Annotated in this window: 16 protein-coding genes; 8 read left to right on the forward strand and 8 right to left on the reverse strand. The window is 49.9% G+C overall.

All coding sequences use genetic code 11. The annotated features are described in order from the left end of the window. Window positions 1-9 precede the first annotated feature (9 nt). Window positions 10-795 carry an SDR family oxidoreductase gene (locus tag CWE22_RS00820; protein ID WP_169929514.1) on the reverse strand — a complete coding sequence of 262 codons (786 nt, stop codon included), beginning with the start codon at window positions 793-795 and terminating at the stop codon, window positions 10-12. 5 nt (window positions 796-800) lie between these two features. Beyond that, window positions 801-2,345 carry an AbgT family transporter gene (locus CWE22_RS00825; protein ID WP_169929515.1) on the reverse strand — a complete coding sequence of 515 codons (1,545 nt, stop codon included), beginning with the start codon at window positions 2,343-2,345 and terminating at the stop codon, window positions 801-803. 113 nt (window positions 2,346-2,458) lie between these two features. On the opposite strand from CWE22_RS00825, the gene rnhB reads away from it, so the two are divergent. Then, window positions 2,459-3,037, forward strand: a complete 579-nt coding sequence (rnhB, locus tag CWE22_RS00830; protein ID WP_169930971.1) for a ribonuclease HII — start codon at window positions 2,459-2,461, stop codon at window positions 3,035-3,037. Here rnhB and argE read toward each other — a convergent pair. After that, a complete protein-coding gene (argE, locus tag CWE22_RS00835) occupies window positions 3,012-4,166 on the reverse strand; it encodes an acetylornithine deacetylase (RefSeq protein ID WP_169929516.1) in 1,155 nt (384 codons plus the stop codon). The two genes, rnhB and argE, sit on opposite strands and share 26 nt — an antisense overlap. 89 nt (window positions 4,167-4,255) lie before the next feature. Then, the gene (locus CWE22_RS00840) at window positions 4,256-4,843 is read right to left on the reverse strand and encodes a porin (protein ID WP_169929517.1); all 588 of its coding nucleotides are present in this window, start codon (window positions 4,841-4,843) and stop codon (window positions 4,256-4,258) included. A 204-nt stretch (window positions 4,844-5,047) separates the two neighbouring features. Here CWE22_RS00840 and CWE22_RS00845 point away from each other — a divergent pair, with 204 nt between their 5' ends. The 3 genes from CWE22_RS00845 (at window position 5,048) to CWE22_RS00855 (ending at window position 8,976) form a co-directional block, all read left to right on the forward strand. Beyond that, entirely contained in the window at window positions 5,048-5,980 is a 933-nt protein-coding gene (locus tag CWE22_RS00845; protein WP_169930972.1) for an isopenicillin N synthase family dioxygenase, read from the forward strand. Window positions 5,981-6,061: 81 nt separating this feature from the next. Beyond that, complete coding sequence (locus CWE22_RS00850; protein ID WP_244595916.1) at window positions 6,062-7,780, forward strand: bifunctional metallophosphatase/5'-nucleotidase; 1,719 nt, start codon at window positions 6,062-6,064, stop codon at window positions 7,778-7,780. Further along, entirely contained in the window at window positions 7,777-8,976 is a 1,200-nt protein-coding gene (locus CWE22_RS00855; protein ID WP_244595917.1) for a Bcr/CflA family multidrug efflux MFS transporter, read from the forward strand. The genes CWE22_RS00850 and CWE22_RS00855 overlap by 4 nt, the downstream gene beginning before the upstream one ends. Window positions 8,977-9,030: 54 nt before the next feature. Here the strand turns inward: CWE22_RS00855 and CWE22_RS00860 are convergent, their stop codons facing one another. Both CWE22_RS00860 and fadE read right to left on the reverse strand, forming a co-directional pair. Then, entirely contained in the window at window positions 9,031-10,590 is a 1,560-nt protein-coding gene (locus CWE22_RS00860) for an AbgT family transporter (RefSeq protein ID WP_169929518.1), read from the reverse strand. A 114-nt stretch (window positions 10,591-10,704) separates the two neighbouring features. Further along, window positions 10,705-13,179: an acyl-CoA dehydrogenase FadE gene (gene fadE, locus CWE22_RS00865; protein WP_169929519.1), complete on the reverse strand. Its 2,475-nt coding sequence runs from the start codon at window positions 13,177-13,179 to the stop codon at window positions 10,705-10,707. Between the two features lie 275 nt (window positions 13,180-13,454). Here fadE and CWE22_RS00870 point away from each other — a divergent pair, with 275 nt between their 5' ends. Beyond that, entirely contained in the window at window positions 13,455-14,171 is a 717-nt protein-coding gene (locus CWE22_RS00870; protein WP_169929520.1) for a DUF3108 domain-containing protein, read from the forward strand. Between the two features lie 194 nt (window positions 14,172-14,365). Then, window positions 14,366-14,575, forward strand: a complete 210-nt coding sequence (locus tag CWE22_RS00875; RefSeq protein ID WP_169929521.1) for a hypothetical protein — start codon at window positions 14,366-14,368, stop codon at window positions 14,573-14,575. Window positions 14,576-14,742: 167 nt separating this feature from the next. Here the strand turns inward: CWE22_RS00875 and purN are convergent, their stop codons facing one another. Continuing rightward, window positions 14,743-15,390, reverse strand: a complete 648-nt coding sequence (purN, locus tag CWE22_RS00880; RefSeq protein WP_169929522.1) for a phosphoribosylglycinamide formyltransferase — start codon at window positions 15,388-15,390, stop codon at window positions 14,743-14,745. Continuing rightward, window positions 15,387-16,433 (reverse strand): phosphoribosylformylglycinamidine cyclo-ligase, encoded by a 1,047-nt coding sequence (purM, locus tag CWE22_RS00885; RefSeq protein ID WP_169929523.1) that lies wholly within the window; start codon window positions 16,431-16,433, stop codon window positions 15,387-15,389. The genes purN and purM overlap by 4 nt, the downstream gene beginning before the upstream one ends. A gap of 197 nt (window positions 16,434-16,630) precedes the next feature. On the opposite strand from purM, the gene CWE22_RS00890 reads away from it, so the two are divergent. Then, window positions 16,631-17,782, forward strand: coding sequence for a peptidase C39 family protein (locus tag CWE22_RS00890; protein ID WP_244595918.1), 1,152 nt, complete (start codon window positions 16,631-16,633; stop codon window positions 17,780-17,782). A gap of 68 nt (window positions 17,783-17,850) precedes the next feature. After that, on the forward strand, window positions 17,851-18,924 hold the full coding sequence (locus CWE22_RS00895; RefSeq protein ID WP_169929524.1) for an NADH:flavin oxidoreductase: 1,074 nt from the start codon (window positions 17,851-17,853) through the stop codon (window positions 18,922-18,924). Window positions 18,925-19,040 lie beyond the last annotated feature (116 nt).

Raw genomic sequence — 19,040 nt, forward strand, 5'->3', positions numbered from 1 at the left:
TTTTTTATTTTAGCGTTTGGCGACTAGGTTGCGGACTAGGCCGGGGAAGAAGCGCTGTAAGAACGGCGCTAGCTTAGATAAGCCTGAACCTATGACCACTTCCGCTTTGCCTTTAGCAATGGCTTGTAGCGACTGCGCGGCGCAGCTTTCGGCAGAAATCCCACCGGCATTGTCAGGATCTTCGTGACCCAGCGCAGAGCCGTCGCCCGTTAGTGAGTTATGGGCAACTTGAGTGTTGATAAAACCGGGCAGAATGGATGTGACGATCACACCTTTGCCATAAGTTTCAGCGCGCAGTGAATCCATAAAGCCAATCACCCCAAATTTCGCACCGTTATACCCACTCCGCAGCTTCGTACCCACTTTCCCTGCTACCGAAGAGACCGTGACGATATGACCGCTCTGACGCTCTAACATGCGCGGTAATACCAGCTTGGTCAGTGCGATGACACCAAAGTAGTCAATTTCCATCAGTTGCCGATAGACCTTCATATCGGTATCCAGAATCAGCGATCGTTGTGAGACACCGGCATTGTTGATGAGGATATCAATCACTTGGTCACCTAATTCAGCGGCAGCAGTTGTTGCGGCTTGCTCAGGTTGGCTTAAGTCTAAAGCCAACACCCGATGTCGCTCTGGATGTGCCAAGCCTTGCCGAACTGCTTCGAGGGCATCGGCGCGACGTGAGGTCAGAATCAAATGCGCACCGGCCTCCGCAAGCTGCTTGGCCATGGCAAGACCGATACCAGAAGAGGCACCGGTCAACCAAACGGTCTTACCTTGGTAGTAGCTCATGGGCATTAGCCTGCTGGATAACCGTAGCTAGACTGAATACCCAACGGAATACCGAGGCTCCAGTAAATGATCAAGAATGCAGACCAGATGACCATCAGTGATACCGTGAACGGTAACATCATGGCAACTAGCGACCCAATACCTGTGCCTTTCACATAACGCTGACAGTACAGCACCACCAGCGGAAAGTACGGCAGCAATGGTGTGATAATGTTACTGATAGAGTCACCGACACGATAGGCTGCTTGGGTTAGGTCTGGTGAATAACCGAGTTGCATCAGCATCGGTACGAAGATAGGAGAAATGAGTGCCCACTTCGCTGATGCCGAGCCAATAAACAGGTTAATGAAGGCTACCAATACGATGATACCAACCATGGTGACACCGCCTGATAAGGCGAGTGAACTTAGGAACTGAGCGCCTTTAATCGAGAGCAAGGTACCTAAGCCAGAGTCACCAAACGCCTTAATGAAGAGCGCACAGAAGAACGCCATCACCATGTAGTAGGCCATGCCTTCCATCGACTTGGTCATTGCGCCCACAACGTCTTGCGAGTTGGTAAAGGTACCAGCGAGGTAACCATGCACGATACCGGGAATAATGAATAGTAAGAAAATCAGCGGCACAATCATTTGCATGAGCGGAGCGGTGAATGATGCAAGTTCACCAGTGGGGTCAGCCAGTGGAGTATTTTCCGCAGCTGCAGCAAAGTACAGTGCGACCAAACCAACAACCATGGTCAAGACACCCGCGTAGAACGCCTTGCGGTCACGCGGAGACACTTCTTCCAGCTTCGGCATTTCATCTTTGTCACCGTCAATTTTCGCGTTCTTATTCAGACGCGGCTCAATTATTTTATCGGTGAGATACCAGCCAACAAACATGACAATCAGTGAAGACGCGGCAGTAAAGAAGTAGTTATTCAATGGATTCAATTGAACTGCAGGATCCAAAATTTGTGCCGCAGACTGCGTAAAGCCCTGCAACAGCGGGTCAATCGCCGAAGGCACAAAGTTGGCACTAAAACCACCAGATACACCTGCGAAAGCTGCAGCAATACCCGCTAAAGGATGTCGCCCAGCAGCATAGAAGATGACGCCACCCAGTGGAATTACAAGAACATACCCTGCATCGACTGCGGTATGCGATACAATCGCAATCAGAATAAGAACTGGAGTCAGTAAAACTTTAGGGGTCACGTTCAACATGAGTTTAATGGCGACGTTAATAAAGCCACTGCGCTCCGCAACGCCCACACCGAGCATAGCGACGAGCACGACGCCAAGCGGCGCGAAACCCATAAAGGTGTTGACCATGTTGGCGAGAAAGTCTGCCATTTCAGTGCCACTGAGCAGGTTCTTAACACCAACGTTTTCATTTGTGAGCGGATGGATAGCATCGAAACTGACGCCTGATAATGCCCAACTGAGCGCCCACACAATAATGAGTAGACCGAAAAACATGACCGCGGGGTCGGGGAGTTTGTTGCCCACCTTCTCGACTTTGTCGAGGATGCGGTTGAGCAAGGTATTTTCTGCAGTTTCCGACATGAGAACGTTCCCTTGTTAGTTTTAATTTATTATCGTTCGAATTTGTTATTCGACGAAAGTATCATACAAAGCACCTTCAGACACAACCACGGATATAAGCGCAGATGGAACAGATGATATGTGGTACCGATGAAGCCGGACGTGGACCCATTGCTGGCCCCGTAGTGGCGGCAGCGGTGATTCTCGATCCAAACCGACCGATTGAGGGCATTAATGACTCGAAGAAACTATCGGAGAAGAAGCGCAACGCGCTGAGCGCACTGATCAAAGAGCGCGCACTGTACTGGGCGATTGCGCAGTGTAATGCGGACGAAATCGATGCGATTAATATTTTGCAGGCATCACTACTGGCGATGCAGCGCGCAGTTGAGGCGTTACCGATAGGGCCGACATTGGTGCTGGTCGACGGCAACAAATTACCGAAATTAAAGGTCCCAGCGCAAGCGATAGTGGGTGGTGACGGCATTGAGGCTTGTATTGGTGCAGCGTCAATTTTGGCGAAGGTAGAGCGGGACCGGCAGATGCTGGCTTGGCATGCCCAGCATCCGGAATATGACTTCGCTAAACATAAGGGCTACCCAACGCCGCAGCATCTCGCGGCATTAGTGGAACACGGTCCTTGCGCAATTCATCGGCAGAGTTTTGCGCCAGTCACTCGTGCGTTAGCTAACCGCAAACCCGCTGCACAATAGTACGCAGTTGCGCTTGTGCTGGGGCAATCTCATCCAACTGGATAAATTCATCGGGCTGGTGTGCTTGCGCAATGGAGCCTGGTCCCATCACAATGGTTTGACAGCCTAAATCTTGCACAAAGGGGGCTTCGGTACAGTAATTTGCCGGTTCGGCAGCATTGCCTGTGATTTCTTGCACCAAAGACACGATAGCCGCATCGGCAGCACAGGCATAGCCTGGGATAGGTTCGTGCATGTGTTCGAGACACACGGCACCAGGGTATTTGGCGTTCACCGTTGCTAGACGACTATCGATCAGTCCATAGAGTTCGTTCATCTTCATGCCCGGTAATGGGCGCAGGTCGATATGCATCTCACAGCAGGCGCAGATACGGTTGGCAGCATCACCACCATGAATATTGCCAAAGTTTAAAGTTGGGTAGGGCACCGCAAAATGACCGTCGTGGTAGTGCTTTTGAAAATGCGTCTGTAATTCCCGCAACTCGCTAATTACATCGTGCATGACTTCAATGGCGTTGATGCCGGCGGCTGGATTGGAGCTATGGCCGCTCTTACCCGTTACGCGAATACTCTCAGTTAAATGGCCTTTGTGCATCACCACTGGGGTCATTTGTGTCGGTTCACCAATAATCGCAAAGTCCGGTTTGAGTTGACCAAACTTATTCAGCTCGCGCGCACCTGCCATGGTGGTCTCTTCATCGGCAGTTGCCAAAATGTATAAGGGTTTCTTTAATTGTTTGAGATCGATATGACGGAGCGCTTCTATGACGAACGCAAAAAAGCCCTTCATGTCGGCACTACCTAAGCCGAAGAGTTTGCCGTCAGCTTCGGTGAGTTCAAAAGGGTCACGTGTCCAGCGGCCTTCATCCCAAGGCACGGTATCGGTATGACCTGCTAGGAGCAGACCACCAGAGCTACCCGGGGGAATATACGAAGCTAGAAGATTGTATTTACCTTGCTGCCGTTCGAGTTCGTTAACGGAGACTTGAAATCCTAACGTCCGCAACCAAGTCGAAAGTTTATCGATTACGCCTAAATTGGATGTATCCCAACTGGGATCGAGACAGGATACCGACGGAGTGCCGATAAGCTCGCGGTACATCTGCAAAAAGGAAGGTAGCTGTGACATCGTGGACTCCTGATTCCGTGCTCCATGCGACTGATGCCACAGCATACCTGATTTGGTGAAAAAACGTCACTAGACGCTTTGTTTAGACTTTAAAAGTGGTAGCTCGCTTTGATCTTTAAACCATCACCAAACTCGCTATCTTCATAGCCTACACCGACAGAGAAGTCAGAATTTAGGTAATAATCTAGACCAAATTGATATACCGTATCATCGCCAGCATCGGTGTAATCGCGGTAGCCGATACCACCATAGATTTCGAATTGATCGATGCGTTGTCGTAAATTAGCATCCACACCCCAGAAATTAGTGTCTGCTTGCCCAAAGTCGATACGGCCTAAACGGCCTTGTACATCAAACCAAAGACCATTGCCAATGCCGTTATCGAGCCACCAATAGCGGCCAAAGCCGACGCCATAAGAATGGCGGTTACTGCCAAAGTTATCGGAATCGAGATTACGATAGTAGCCGTTGACGAAAAACGGATTTTGGAAGGTATAACTGCCGTGAACTGAGAGGCTATCATCACCTTGATCGTGATCGTTTAACTGCAGACCAATGTAATCGTAAGCAGGTACAGTTTGCGGTGAGCCGCTTTGTTGCGCCATTGCCGCATTCATGCAGACGACGCTGCTACCTAACACGATTAATCCCGTGACTACTCCAGAACGTAAATTCATATGAATTACTCCTTGTCTGTGGAACCGTTGATAAAACCTGAGTTGGAGTGTGACGAGATTAGTCTCGATAGAACAGCGGGTTTACGCGAGTTTTACTCTGTAGGCGTGGTGTTAACCGTCGCATATTCGATGCTTTCAGCTTGTGCAAAAGCGCCGAAATACGTAGCATATACACTTAATTTAGAGCATTTGGAAAAGCTAACGATGAAGTCGATTCCACATATTGATATGAGCCTCTATGGCAAGAATTTTGAAGCCTTCGCGCAGACCGTCGGCGAAGGTTATGAAAAGAATGGTTTCGTAGCGCTAACCAACCATGGCGTAGACCAAGGCTTGATTGACGAAGCGCTGGATATTTGCCGCGACTTGTTCGCGTTACCCGAAGAAGTGAAAAAGCAATACCACATCCCTGGTGGCGGTGGCGCACGCGGCTACACGCCGTTTGGTACCGAAATTGCGAAAGATGCGAAACATGTCGACTTAAAAGAGTTTTGGCATGTGGGTCGTGAAGTTGAGGGCGAGCCACCGTATCCGCAGTTAACTCCGAATGTTTGGCCCAAAGAAATGCCAGAATTCAAAACCAAGATCCTGCGCTTGTACGAAGCTCTGGATGACTTGGGAATGCAGGTTTTAGATGCCTTGGCGGTATACTTGAAGCAACCGCGGGAGTATTTCCGTGACAAAGTGCAACTGGGCAACTCTATTTTGCGCCCGCTGCACTATCCGCCGATTATTGATGAAGGCACGCCTTCAGTTCGCGCTGGCGCACATGAAGATATCAACGTACTGACCTTATTGATCGGTTCACGTGAGCCTGGCTTGGAAGTGTTAGCAAAAGATGGTTCATGGATTCCTGTGACTATTATTGAAGGTGCGATTATTTGTAACGTGGGCGACATGTTGCAACGCTTGACCAATGGTGTGTTGCCATCAACCACACACCGCGTGGTAAATCCGCCAGCGCCGTTCAATAGCAAATCGCGCTATTCAATTCCGTTCTTCCTGCACTTCAATCCAGATTTTGTGATTGACCCGTTGGAGAGCTGTATTAGCGACGACAATCCGAAGCGATTTGAAGCGATTGGCTCGCACGACTTTTTACTCGAGCGACTCCGCGAAATCGGTCTCGTGAAGTAAACTTCAGTACAGACCCGATTGACGCACGTGAATCGGGTCTGCTACTTCTTCCTCATACGCTCCATTGTAAAAAGTGACCTCGTGAAACCATTTCTGATTAGTTCGTTGATTGTTTTCTTAGCCGCTTGTTCGGGTACACCGAATGAGCCGCAACCCTATACCTTAGCGGTAGCACATATCAACGACCATCATTCGCATTTGCTGCCGACCGCAAATCGGTCTATCCGTGTCGGTGACGAGACCTACAAGGTCGAAACCGGTGGCTTTGCTCGCGTAGCCGCGCAGATTGATGTCATTCGCGCACGTCATGAGAACATGCTGACGCTGCATGCGGGTGACGCAATTACTGGCACACTGTTCTACACCTTGTTTAAAGGCGAGGCCGATGCAGCCCTGATGAACCATGTGTGTTTTGATGCCATGGAGTTGGGTAACCATGAGTTCGATAATGGGGATAGCGGTCTAAAACAGTTTCTAGACTTTCTGTCGTTGAGCAATTGTGCAACGGTCGTTTTAGGTGCCAACGTGCAACCGGAAGTGGGTGTATCTGCGCTGACACAAAAGACTCGTTGGGATAGCTTTAAACCTTATGCTGTGTTCGAACGAGGTGGTGAGAAGATTGGTTTGATTGGTTTGGATATTGCAGTGAAAACCAAACAGTCGTCACAGCCCGACCGCACCACAGAGTTTGCTGACGAGTATGAAACAGCACTGTATTACATTCGTGAGTTGCAAGGCTTGGGTATTGAGAAGATCGGCTTGCTGACGCACATTCAATACAGAAATGATTTAGATTTAGCGGCGCGTTTGCCCGCTGTTGATTTTATCATTGGCGGTGATTCGCATACTTTGCTGGGCGATTACACCAAGCATGGTTTGAATGCCGTGGGTCCGTATCCAATGCCAGTGATGAATGCCGATAATCAGCTTGTGTGTATTGGTCACGCGTGGGAGTACAGCCAAGCGGTAGGCGAAATGGTGATTGAATTCGCGGGTGACGATGTTGCTAACTGCGGCGGCCAAGCACATGTTTTGGTTGCTGAAGATGCGCCGCAAGCTATCGCACAATTACCTCAGTTTGCAGCTATTGCCGAGCAAGCAGAGGCTAAAAAACTGATCGTCTCCTATCAAGACCAACTTGATTCGTTGACGACGGAGGTTATCGCTACCGTTGCTGATCGTTTGTGCTTGCGTCGTATGGGCCCGGCTACGAGCGACAGTTGTGGTATTGGCCGCCAGTCCGATGCGCATCGGGTGGTCGCTGAAGCTTTTCTAGCGAGTGCGCCGCAAGCTGATTTTGCTTTGCAAAATGGCGGTGGCGTAAGGGCGGAAATCGCACCGGGTGATTTCACTATCGCAGATGCCTATCGTTTGTTGCCGTTCGCCAATACCCTGGTGGAAGTACAAATCACGGGCGCTGAATTACATACGGTACTCGAACAAGCACTGGATTATGCGTTGTCTGACTCCGGTTCTGATGGAGCTTACCCACATGGCGCGGGTATTCGCTTTGATGTCGACTTAACTGCTGAGTTTGGTTCGCGCTTCAGTGCCATTCAGGTGTGGCAAGAAGACAGTTGGCAACCGCTGGATGACACCAAAACCTATACGATGATTACGAATAGCTTTTTGGCAGGTGGCAGCGATGGCTGGCGCTTACTCGGTGAACTTGAGCTAGCAGGCAAAGTCACCGATACCTATGTCAATTATGCGCAGTCTTTTGTCGACTGGATCCGTACAACAAAAACTATAAAGCGACCCACCGATCATAGCACTCAGCGCTATGAGTCTGGCTCGTGACCGCGCGCTTCGCTGTCTCAGATAAAGCACGATTTGACCTAACGGTTATCGTGCTGGCGCTGTTAACGATGTTCGGTCCACTGTCGATCGACATGTACCTACCTGCGTTTGGAGACATCGCGGAGAGTTATCAGACCGATACACATCGCGTTGAACTCTCACTCACGTCGTTCTTTCTTGGCTTGTTTATTGGACAGTTGCTCTACGGCACCGTGGCCGATCGCTTTGGTCGTAAGCCGCCGCTGTATTTTGGTCTAGCCCTGTATATCGCCACCTCTTTAGCCTGTGCCTATGCGCCTAACTTAGAGTCACTGATAGTCCTGCGCTTTTTTCAAGCCATCGGGTCCTGTGCCGGTTTGGTGATAGCACGTGCCATGGTGCGTGATTTGTATACACCGAAGGCATCCGCACAAGTCTTTTCATTCCTGATATTAGTAATGGGGATTGCGCCGATTCTGGCACCATTAGCAGGCGCGTATGTAACTAAATTCTTTGGTTGGCAATCCATTTTTACCATTATTGCCGTGCTGGCGGTTGCTTGCTTAGCGCTTATTCATGTGCGTTTGCCTGAGACGCGTTTGCCCAATCCATCGGTACGAATTCGTAGTAGTTTGCCGATTTATTGGAGTGTCTTGCGCGATCCTAGCTTTTTACGCTATTCACTGGCGGGTGGCGTCGCTCAGTCTGGATTGTTCGCGTACATTTCTGGCTCACCACTGGTCTTTATTGATCATTTTGGACTGTCGCCCGAGCACTACAGTTGGCTATTCGGCGCGAATGCCATCGGCATCATTGGCATGGCACAATTGAATGCATGGCTTTTGCGGCGACGCGATTCGCGCAAAATTCTCAATAAGTCGTTGCCGGTGCTCGGTGTTATTGCGCTGATGTTGCTGATTGCAGGATTTATGGACTGGGGCTTCTGGGCAGTTTTAATCCCACTATTTCTCTATATCAGTACCTTGGGTATGGTATTCCCGAATGCGATGGCTGGCGCGCTTGCTGAGCAGCAAGAACGGGCAGGGGCAGCATCAGCCGTCACGGGTTCATTGCAGTTTCTCATCGCGGGCATAGTGTCAGCGGTGGTCAATATCGTTGGCCAATGGACGCCACTCGGGATGGCTATCGTGATGGGCTGCTGTGGACTCGCCGCCGTCACCGTCTACTCACTACTAAGAAAACCGCAGTCAGCATAACGCTGACTGCGGCGGCTAGTAGCTACTAGCTATTAGCCACTAGCGCTCTTGTCGTTATGGGGTGTAGTACGTTGGTGCGCTTGGTCCGACTGGCATGTCGAGACCGAATACCCATAGGAAGAATAGCGCGCTCCAACCAATCAGGAAGAAGATGGTGTAGGGCAGCATCATCGCGATCATGGTACCGATACCGGTATCTTTCTTATATCTCACCGCAACAGCCAATATCAGGCCAAAGTAGCTCATCATCGGGGTAATGATATTGGTGACCGAGTCGCCGATACGATACGCCGCTTGAATCACTTCAGGTGCATAGCCAATCAGCATTAACATCGGCACGAAAATTGGTGCGGTGATCGCCCATTGTGCTGAGGCTGAGCCGAGCATCAAGTTGACGAATGCACACATCAAGATAAACAGAATAAAGACCGATGGGCCTGTCAGTCCTGCGGTTTGCAAGAATTCGGCACCTCTGATGGCAAGAATGCTGCCGAAATTGGTCCAGCCAAAGAAAGCGACAAATTGCGCGGCAAAGAACACCAGCACAATGTACATCCCCATGGTGCTCATACTTTCTGACATGGCGTCAATAACGTCACGGTCAGTGCGCATAACCTTAGTGATGCGACCATAGACATAGCCGGGAATGGCAAACGTGATGAAAATAAATGCCACAATCCCCTTTAGAAAAGGCGAGCCAGCAACTTCGCCTGTCTCAGGGTTTCGTAAAATACCCCATTCAGGAACTATGGTAATAGCCAACAGAATTCCGAGGATTAAGAAACTTAATCCCGCTCCCAGAAGTCCTCGTTTTTCTTCCGATGTTAGCGATTCAATTTTTTGTTCGCTCAGGTTGATCGTTGCTTCTTTTGGGTCATATTTACCAAGTTTGGGTTCGACAATTTTCTCGGTCACGAATGTACCCATGATCGCAATCAGTACCGTTGAGATCATCATGAAGAACCAATTGGCTTCGGGACCTACGTAATACTCAGGATCGATAAGGTTAGCCGCTTGCGTGGTAATACCTGCTAATAATGGATCGACCGTTCCGATTAACAGGTTGGCACTATATCCAGCCGAAACACCTGAAAATGCAGCCGCAAGACCCGCTAGAGGGTGACGTCCAAGAGAGTGGAAGATCATTGCAGAAAGTGGAACTAATACGACGTAGCCGAGCTCAGCTGCCGTATTCGAAACAACACCAGCAAAGACTACAGCAACAGTCACAACTCGTGGATGCGCATTCATGACCAAGCCGCGCATCAACGCGGATAACATACCTGAGCGTTCGGCAATTCCGACACCGAGTAATGCAACCAGCACGGTTCCCAGTGGGGTAAAGCCGGTAAAGTTAGTCACCAAGCCGGTAACGATGCGTTGCAGGCCTTCTGCATTGAGCAGACTGACCACTTCAATCATTTCACCGCCGGGGCGCGGGTCAAGTGCACTCAAGCCAAAATAACTGGCAATGCCACTGAGTACGACAATACCCAAGGCGAACAAAGCGAATAGAGTAATCGGGTGTGGGAGGAGGTTACCTAGCCATTCCACGGTATCCAAAAAGCGCGTAAAAGCACCACGTTGTGCTGGGGTCGGGTTGGGTTGCGTCATGCAGCTCCGGCTCCTTTATTCTTCTATTATTTACGTTAGCGTGCAGGCGATTGTACACGAAAAAGGCCAGTCGTGTGACTGGCCTTTTCATTCGCTTGAAGCGGTTGCTGCAAACTACGCAGCGTTAGACTTTTTTGAGGATTTAGCCTGTGCTTCAGCATTTTCCAGCGCCCATTCGTGCGCTGCTTTACCCGCCATTAATTCTTCAGTGGCGAAGTCATCAACGTTGATGACACGGAGACGGCCTTCCTCAGTACGTTTCAACAATGCGACATCGTCGTCATTCAGAATGCCCAACTCTTTACCGTCTTCGGCAATCTTATCGAGGAACATAAACGCGAGACGTTTGTTCTGTGCTTTGCCAACTTTTGCAACCAGTGGCTCTGCAGCAATCACGTCACGCAAGGTCTGTTCTAAATAACCGAACTGACCATCAGCTGATAAGAATTGACCTTCACCTAAGCGGTCACGGCTCGCATTCGGTTGTAGTAAGATTTTCGCAACTTTGCGATCCAGTGAGTCACTTGGACGTTTCACGAACCGACCGAACGGATACATGACGACGCGCATAGTGCTACCGACCGCACCGAAGTTATCCAATAATGCCAGCTGAGCTTCCTGCAGCTTGTACAAGCTATCCTGCATTGCCCAATGTAACAACGGCAAGTCGTCACGTTGACGGCCTTGGTCTTCAAAGCGCTTCAGTGTTGCTGCGGCAATGTAGAGGTAGCTCAGCATGTCGCCTAAACGAGCAGAGATCCGCTGTTTACGCTTCAGCTCGCCGCCTAATACACCCATGGCAACGTCCGACAACAACGCCAAGTTAGCACTGAAACGGTTCATTTGCTGGTAGTAACGCTTGGTGCTGTCGCTAAATGGCGCCTTGCTGAAGCGATAACCGCCTAAGCCCAACACCAGCGAGCGAACAAAGTTACTAGCACCAAAACCGATGTGACCGAATATAGCCTTGTCGAATCGTGCCAGAGCTTCTGGACCATGCTCAGCAGAGGCCAACATCTCTTCCAGAACGTACGGATGGCAGCGAATCGCGCCTTGACCGTAGATCATGAGGTTACGCGTTAAGATGTTTGCACCTTCAACGGTAATCGCAATTGGTACACCTTGGTAACCGCGGCCCAGATAGTTGTTTGGACCTAAGCAGATGCCTTTACCACCATGAACATCCATGGCGTCGTCCATACAAGCACGTAACTTCTCGGTCAGGTGATATTTTGCAATAGCTGAGATAACCGATGGTTTCTCACCTAAATCAACGCCCTTGGTTGAGAAGGTAGTTACTGCATCCATTAGGTACGCGTTACCGGCTAAGCGAGCCAAGGCTTCTTGGACGCCTTCCATTTTACCAATCGGTAAGCGGAACTGACGACGGATGTATGAGTACGCACCCGTTGCCAAAGCAATAGATTTCACGCCACCGGCGCTGTTTGATGGCAGGGTAATAGCACGACCCACTGACAAACACTCAACCAGCATCCGCCAGCCTTTACCGGCCATCTTCTCGCCACCAATGATGTAGCTCAATGGTACGAATACGTCCTTACCTTTGATCGGACCATTCATGAATGGCACGTTTAATGGGAAGTGACGACGACCGATTTCGACACCTTTAGTGTCACGCGGAATCAGCGCAGCGGTAATGCCGAGCTCTTCTTTGCTACCAATCAGGTGCTCAGGGTCATACAGTTTGAACGCTAAGCCCAATACAGTGGCAACTGGAGCTAACGTGATGTAACGCTTGTTGAAGTTCAAACGGATACCGACAATTTCTTCACCATTCCATTCACCCTTACAAATCACACCGGTGTCTGGAATAGAACCCGCATCTGAACCTGCCTCAGGGCTGGTCAATGCGAAACAAGGAATTTCGTCACCGTTGGCAAGGCGCGGCAGATAATGGTCTTTCTGCTCTTGCGTACCATAATGCTGTAACAACTCGCCTGGACCTAATGAGTTAGGTACCCCAACGGTTGACGCCAGAATAGTGCTGACACCGGCCAGTTTCTGCAACACACGTGATTGCGCGTAAGCCGAGAACTCCAAACCACCAAATTCTTTCTTGATGATCATGGCGAAGAATTTTTTGTCTTTCAGGTACTGCCAAACTTCAGGCGACATATCAGCCAGCTCATGCGTGGCTTGCCAGTCGTCCATCATTTTACAGACTTCTTCACACGGGCCATCTAGGAACGCTTGCTCTTCAGCAGTCAATTCAGCTTTCTGAATGCTGTGCAGCTTGTTCCAGTCTGGCGCACCGCGGAATAGTTCACCTTCAAACCAAGTGGTACCGGCATCAATGGCGTCTTTCTCAGTTTCTGAGATTTCTGGCATTACTTTGCGGTACATACCGAGTAATTTCTTCGCGATAACACCGCGGCGAATCGGGGTGAAGTTCAATGGCACCAGCACAATGGCTAGCAACACCCATAACACCACACCGACGATATCGAAAAAGCTACCGACAGCAAAAATTCCCACGAGCGCTAAGCTGCTCACGAGTAATGATGCGCGATAGTATAAACAGCCTCCTAGCACGGCTAGGGTGGCAATGATCCATAAGGCGACGCTCATAGCTTGGACTCCGTTATTCTGTTAGAGGTCTGACCAGTATTAGTTACGTTGAGAGTAGTCGTTTTGATCACTTTTTTCAAGTCAAATTTGAACAGGTGTTTGAATATTTCGCGACTGGCTATTGGCGCTTAGTTACTCGCAAAAGAACTTTAAACTTAGCGCAGAAGTTGTGGTCACAATGTCAGTGAACAGTGAACAGTGAACAGTTTAGCGCGAGGTCAGTGCTATTATCTATTCACAGTTCACATTTTACCAATGCTTAAGTGGAGAAAGCGATGCGGTTTGGAATGGTAGCGATAGCTATGCTGATATCAACGGTTGCCAGTGAGGCAGTTGCGAAAGTGACGCCCTACAAGGCTGCATATGTGGTTGAGCGCGGCGGTTCGCAATATGGCGAAGCATCGCGTGAGCTTACTCGAACTGAAGGTGGGCTGTTTGAGCTAGCTACAGAGACTGAAATCAGCTGGCTATTCTTGTCCGATCGGCGTCGCTATTGGTCTACGTTTGTTGTAGAAGATGGCCGCATTCGTCCACAAACATTCGCGTACAAGCGCACTGGAACCGGTAAAAACCGCAGTTTTGAAGGATTCTTTGACCGCGAGAATAAAGCGGTGAGAGCGCTCGAAACTGGTGCGACACTTGCCATTGATTGGCGGGAAGATCTGCTTGATGAAGCCAGTCTCATTGAGCAAGTGTCTCACGACATGCTGCCGTTGGATGACGGTAAACAGCAGACTTACCAAACCGTTGATGAAAAAGGTCAGCAAGACATGCAAACCTTTCAGCGTGTTGGCATCGAAACTCTCCGTCTCCCGTATGGTGAAGTCGAAGCCGTAAAAGTATCCCGCATCCGCGAAAACTCAACCCGTGAAACCGACTTCTGGTTTGCGCCCGAACTCAATGGTGTGTTGGTCAAAATGCAGCAGCGCGAAGACGGCGACGAGGTAGCGACGTTGCTGCTCCGTAGCTTGAAAAGCGCAACTGGTTACTAGTTACCGGCTATTAGAAGAGCGTCGATCTGTATTTTCAAGTAACAAGTAGCCAATAGCCAATAACGTTTTTCATGAGAAGAGCGCCGATCTGTGTTTTCGAGTAACTAGTAACCAATAGCCAGTAGCGGTTTTTATTTGTGCCTCCAACTATTTACTGTTAACTTTTCACTAACACAAATAAATGGAGTTTTTCAGTGGATCTCGTAGAAATGATTGCCATTCCAATTCTGGTTTTAGTGGGTTGGATTGCGCTATTTGGTGGAACCTGCGGATGGATTGGTGAAAAGCGCGATATGGCTTTTCGCGTATGGTTTGTAGTGGGCGTTTTAATCCCAGTGATTGGACATATTTGCGCGCTAACATGGCCGCGAGGCTCTATCACGCTAGGCAAAAGCTCGCAGTAGTAGGAACATAAGCGTGACTGGTTACTAGTTACTGGCTATTAGCAGAGCGCCGATCACTGTTTTTTCTAGTAACCAATAGCCATTAGCCAGTAACGTTTTTCATAAGAAGAGCGCAGATCTGTGTTTTCGAGTAACTAGTAACTAGTAACTAGTAGCCAGTAGCTGAGTTAGTCGGCTGCATAGCCGTACGGACCCAGCACCTCATTATCCAATACCGCACCTTTATCAGTTAACATCAACCGTCCAGTGCAGAGCCATTGAATGACCAGCGGGTAGATACGATGTTCTTGTTCGTGGACACGTTCTTGTAGGTCGCTCACTTCATCGCCTTTAAAGACCGGTACCCGCGCTTGCAGAATAACCGGGCCGCCGTCGAGTTCAGCAGTCACGAAATGAACACTTACGCCGTGTTCACGATCGCCGGCAGCGAGCGCGCGTTCATGCGTTTTAATGCCTTTGTATTTCGGTAACAGTGATGGGTGAATGTTCAACATTCGCCCAGCAAAATGTTCGGTAATTGCTGGCGTTAAAATCCGCATAAAGCCAGCGAGGATGACGTAGTCAGGCTGGAATGAGTCAATCACCATCTGCAGCTCTGCGTCATAAGCTTCACGTGTATCAAAATCAGTATGTGGCAATACAGCCGTTGGAATACCCGCCTTTTCGGCGCGCTCCAAGCCCTTTACACCAGGCTTGTTGCTGATCACGCCGACTACTTCTCCGGCAATATAGCCGTCTTCGCAGGCATCCATAATGGCTTGTAGGTTGGTCCCCGATCCACTGATAAGGACCACTAATTTACGGCGTAACTTCAATTGATTTCTACCTGTGCAGACGTTTCAGAATCGCGTGCAGCAACTTGGCCAATCACCCAAGCATTCTCACCGTTATCACGTAAAATACTGACCGCTTGTTCAGCTTGCGCGGCAGGTAAGGCGATGATCAAGCCTACGCCACAGTTGAACGTGCGATACATTTCTTTGGTGCTTACATTGCCTTGCTCTTGCAACCAACCAAAGATGGAAGGCCACTGCCAGCTACTGCCGTCAATCACTGCTTTGGCGTTGTCAGGTAATACGCGTGGGATGTTTTCCCAGAAGCCGCCGCCGGTAATATGTGAAATAGCATGCGCTTCTACACTTTCCAGCAACTGCAGTACCGACTTCACATAAATTTTGGTTGGTGCTAGAAGATGCTCTGCTAATGGCTTGCCTTCCAGAGTTTCAGTCGCGACATCAGCGCCACTGACTTCAATAATTTTACGGATCAACGAGTAACCATTGGAATGCGGTCCACTTGAATCCAGTGCGATCAGCGCATCACCCGCAGCAACTTTAGTGCCATCGATAATATTGGCTTTTTCCACCACACCAACACAGAAACCAGCGATATCGTAATCGCCGTGCTCATACATGCCGGGCATTTCAGCGGTTTCGCCGCCAATCAGTGCACAGCCTGCTTGCACGCAGCCTTCACCGATACCGGTTACCACGTCAGCTGCGACATCGACGTCCAGCTTGCCAGTGGCGTAGTAGTCTAAGAAAAATAATGGCTCAGCGCCTTGTACAATCAAGTCGTTGACGCACATAGCAACCAAGTCGATGCCAACCGTGTCGTGCTTTTTTAGGTCAATAGCGAGACGTAATTTGGTGCCTACGCCATCGGTACCGCTCACTAGCACCGGTTGTTTGTATTTGGTCGGTAATTCGCACAACGCGCCAAAACCACCAATGTTGCCCATCACTTCCGGCCGCTTGGTGCGTTTGGTGACGCCTTTAATCCGTTCCACCAGGGCGTTGCCAGCGTCGATATCGACTCCAGCGTCTTTATAACTTAGGGAAGGTTTCTGGTCGCTCACCGATAGATCCTCAACGTTTTTGTAAAATAAAAGTCGTGCGAAAAATGTGCGCGCAAGTTTATCACTTTTGCTACAGCGGTGCGATATGTACGAGCCATACCACGCTATAATTATTTCTATTCGTGCATATGTTTTCTGATATTTCTGCGTATAATTTGCGCACTTTTAGTCCGAACTGACTTGGATGGTTCAATCACATGCCTGTAGCCAATGCTTCACTCCGTTCCGAAATGGTGCGCCCGCAGCTCATGCGCGCCACGCGTGAGCATTTGGATGCGCTGGAACGCATCGAACTGACGAGCTTTGTGACAGACCGAATCAGTCGCCGGAGCTTCCGTCGTTTTATCGATCAGTCGATAGGTGATTTTCAAGTACTGGTTGTCAACGGTGAAGTGGTGGGTTATTACATGGTGTTGTATCGCCAAGCGACACAGTTGGCGCGGTTATACTCATTGGCCGTCGCGCCAGCGCATCGCCGCAAGGGCTATGGAACCCTATTGCTTGAAGCTGCCGAGGATGACGCCGACGACCGCCATTGCCTCTTTATGCGGCTCGAGGTCAAGACCGACAACCTCGCCGCGCAAGCCATGTATCACAAGGCCGACTATTACGATATGGAGATTCGTCCCGAATATTATGAGGACGATAGCGACGCTTTGGTGCTGCAAAAGCTTCTGCCACGCTACGAAATTCCTGAAGGTTCTAATGGTGACCAGCGATTGGTGCCGTATCGTACGCAAACCACGGAGTTTACCTGCGGTCCAGCCAGCTTGCTGATGGCCATGGCGTACTTCGATATTCCATCAGCTGATCCGCACCATGAAGAACTCGAAATTTGGCGTGAGTCGACCACGATATTTATGACGTCAGGTCATGGCGGTTGTGGGCCACATGGTTTAGCCCGCGCTGCGCTTCGTCGTGGTTTGTCGGTAGAGTTGCATGTCTCCGAAGAAGGCCCATTGTTACTGGACTCGGTGCGCAGTAACGACAAAAAAATGATTATGGCTCGGGTGCAAGAAACCGATATCGCCGCACTCCAAGCGCAGAATATTCCGATTCATGTTGGTGAATACACGCTACCGCAGTTGCTTGATGACCTGAATCAAGGCAAGCTCGTGGTGGCGTTAATTAGCACCTATGTGTTTGATGCCAGCAAAGCGCCGCACTGGGTGTTGTTGTGCGCCGCCGACGAAAACTACGTCTACATTAACGACCCCGACCAAGAAGATTATCCTTGGCAATCTCCTACAGAACGCCAGTATTTGCCGATACCGCTTGCCGTGTTTCGGCGGGCCTTTGGCTTCGGTAAACGTAAGCAAAAAGCGGCGATTGTCCTCAGTAGGCCGTGATCACTTCCCTTGAAATCAGCGTATTCATCCGCACATAAGGTAAATATTCTGACTGAAGGTGAGGGTTTATGTTTATAGATGTATCGAATCGCTTTACCGTTGCTCCAATGACACGCACAAGCGCCGATGAGCATGGTGTCCCCACTGCTTTAATGGGCGATTATTACGAGCGCTTCGCCAAAGGCGGCTTCGGGCTCATCATCACTGAAGGCGTCTATACCGATGACCGCGCCTCGCAAGGTTACGTGAACCAACCGGGTATGATTAATGCTGATCAAGCCGATGCTTGGCAGCAAATTGTCGAACGCATTCACAAGCACGGTAGCAAAGTCATTATGCAGTTAATGCATGCTGGCGTGCAGATGCAGTACAACCGCTTTGTAGACGAACCCATTGGCCCCAGCGCTGTGCAACCTAAAGGCGAGCCATTAAACCTCTATGGTGATGTACCGGGCTGGTTAGAGCCGCGCGAAGCCACCGCTAGTGACCTCGAGCAAGCATTGAATGGCTTTGTCGCATCAGCACAACGGGCCAAAGAAGCCGGTTTCGATGGCGTTGAATTGCACGGTGCGAACGGTTATCTACTCAATGAGTTCCTGAGCACGCACTTTAACCAACGCGAAGACGACTTTGGCGGTTCACTAGACAAGCGTATTGCCTATGTGGCGCAGGTTGTGAAAGCCGTACGAGCGGCAGTTGGCTCAGATTTTGTAGTTGGTATTCGCATTAGCCAAATTACCGTCACCGACAATGAGTACCAATGGCCGGAAGGTGAAGAAGCGGCAGTGAAGTTGGTCAAAACACTGGAAGCTGCAGGCGTTGATTTTATTCATACTACCGACACCTCAGTTGGCCGTAAGCCTTTTGCATGCGGCAGTGAACGCACTCTCGCACAAGTGGTTGCTCAGGAGAGCGAAGTAGGGTTGATTATCAACGGTGGCATTGATGAAACCAACTACGCCGACTATGCCGCAGAGTTCCCAAATGCCTTGTTGGCGCTGGGTAAGAAAGCACTGGCGAATCCGGATTTCCCAGAGCGTTTTCAAGATGACAAACCGCTGGCGGATCTCGATTTCCAAATGTTACTGCCCAAGGCCACGCTCGAGAACGAGTGGCAATGGCGTAAGGACAATGGCCAATAGTTTTGGCCAAGAGCCAAGATGGCTCTAGTAATGAACCCGCTTGATCGCGTATCATAGATGGGTACTTGAGTTTCGCACCCTTGACCACCATATCAAGGGTGTACTCGAAAGAATCT

The organism is Pseudidiomarina aestuarii (genome assembly GCF_003987355.1).
GTDB lineage: Bacteria > Pseudomonadota > Gammaproteobacteria > Enterobacterales > Alteromonadaceae > Pseudidiomarina > Pseudidiomarina aestuarii.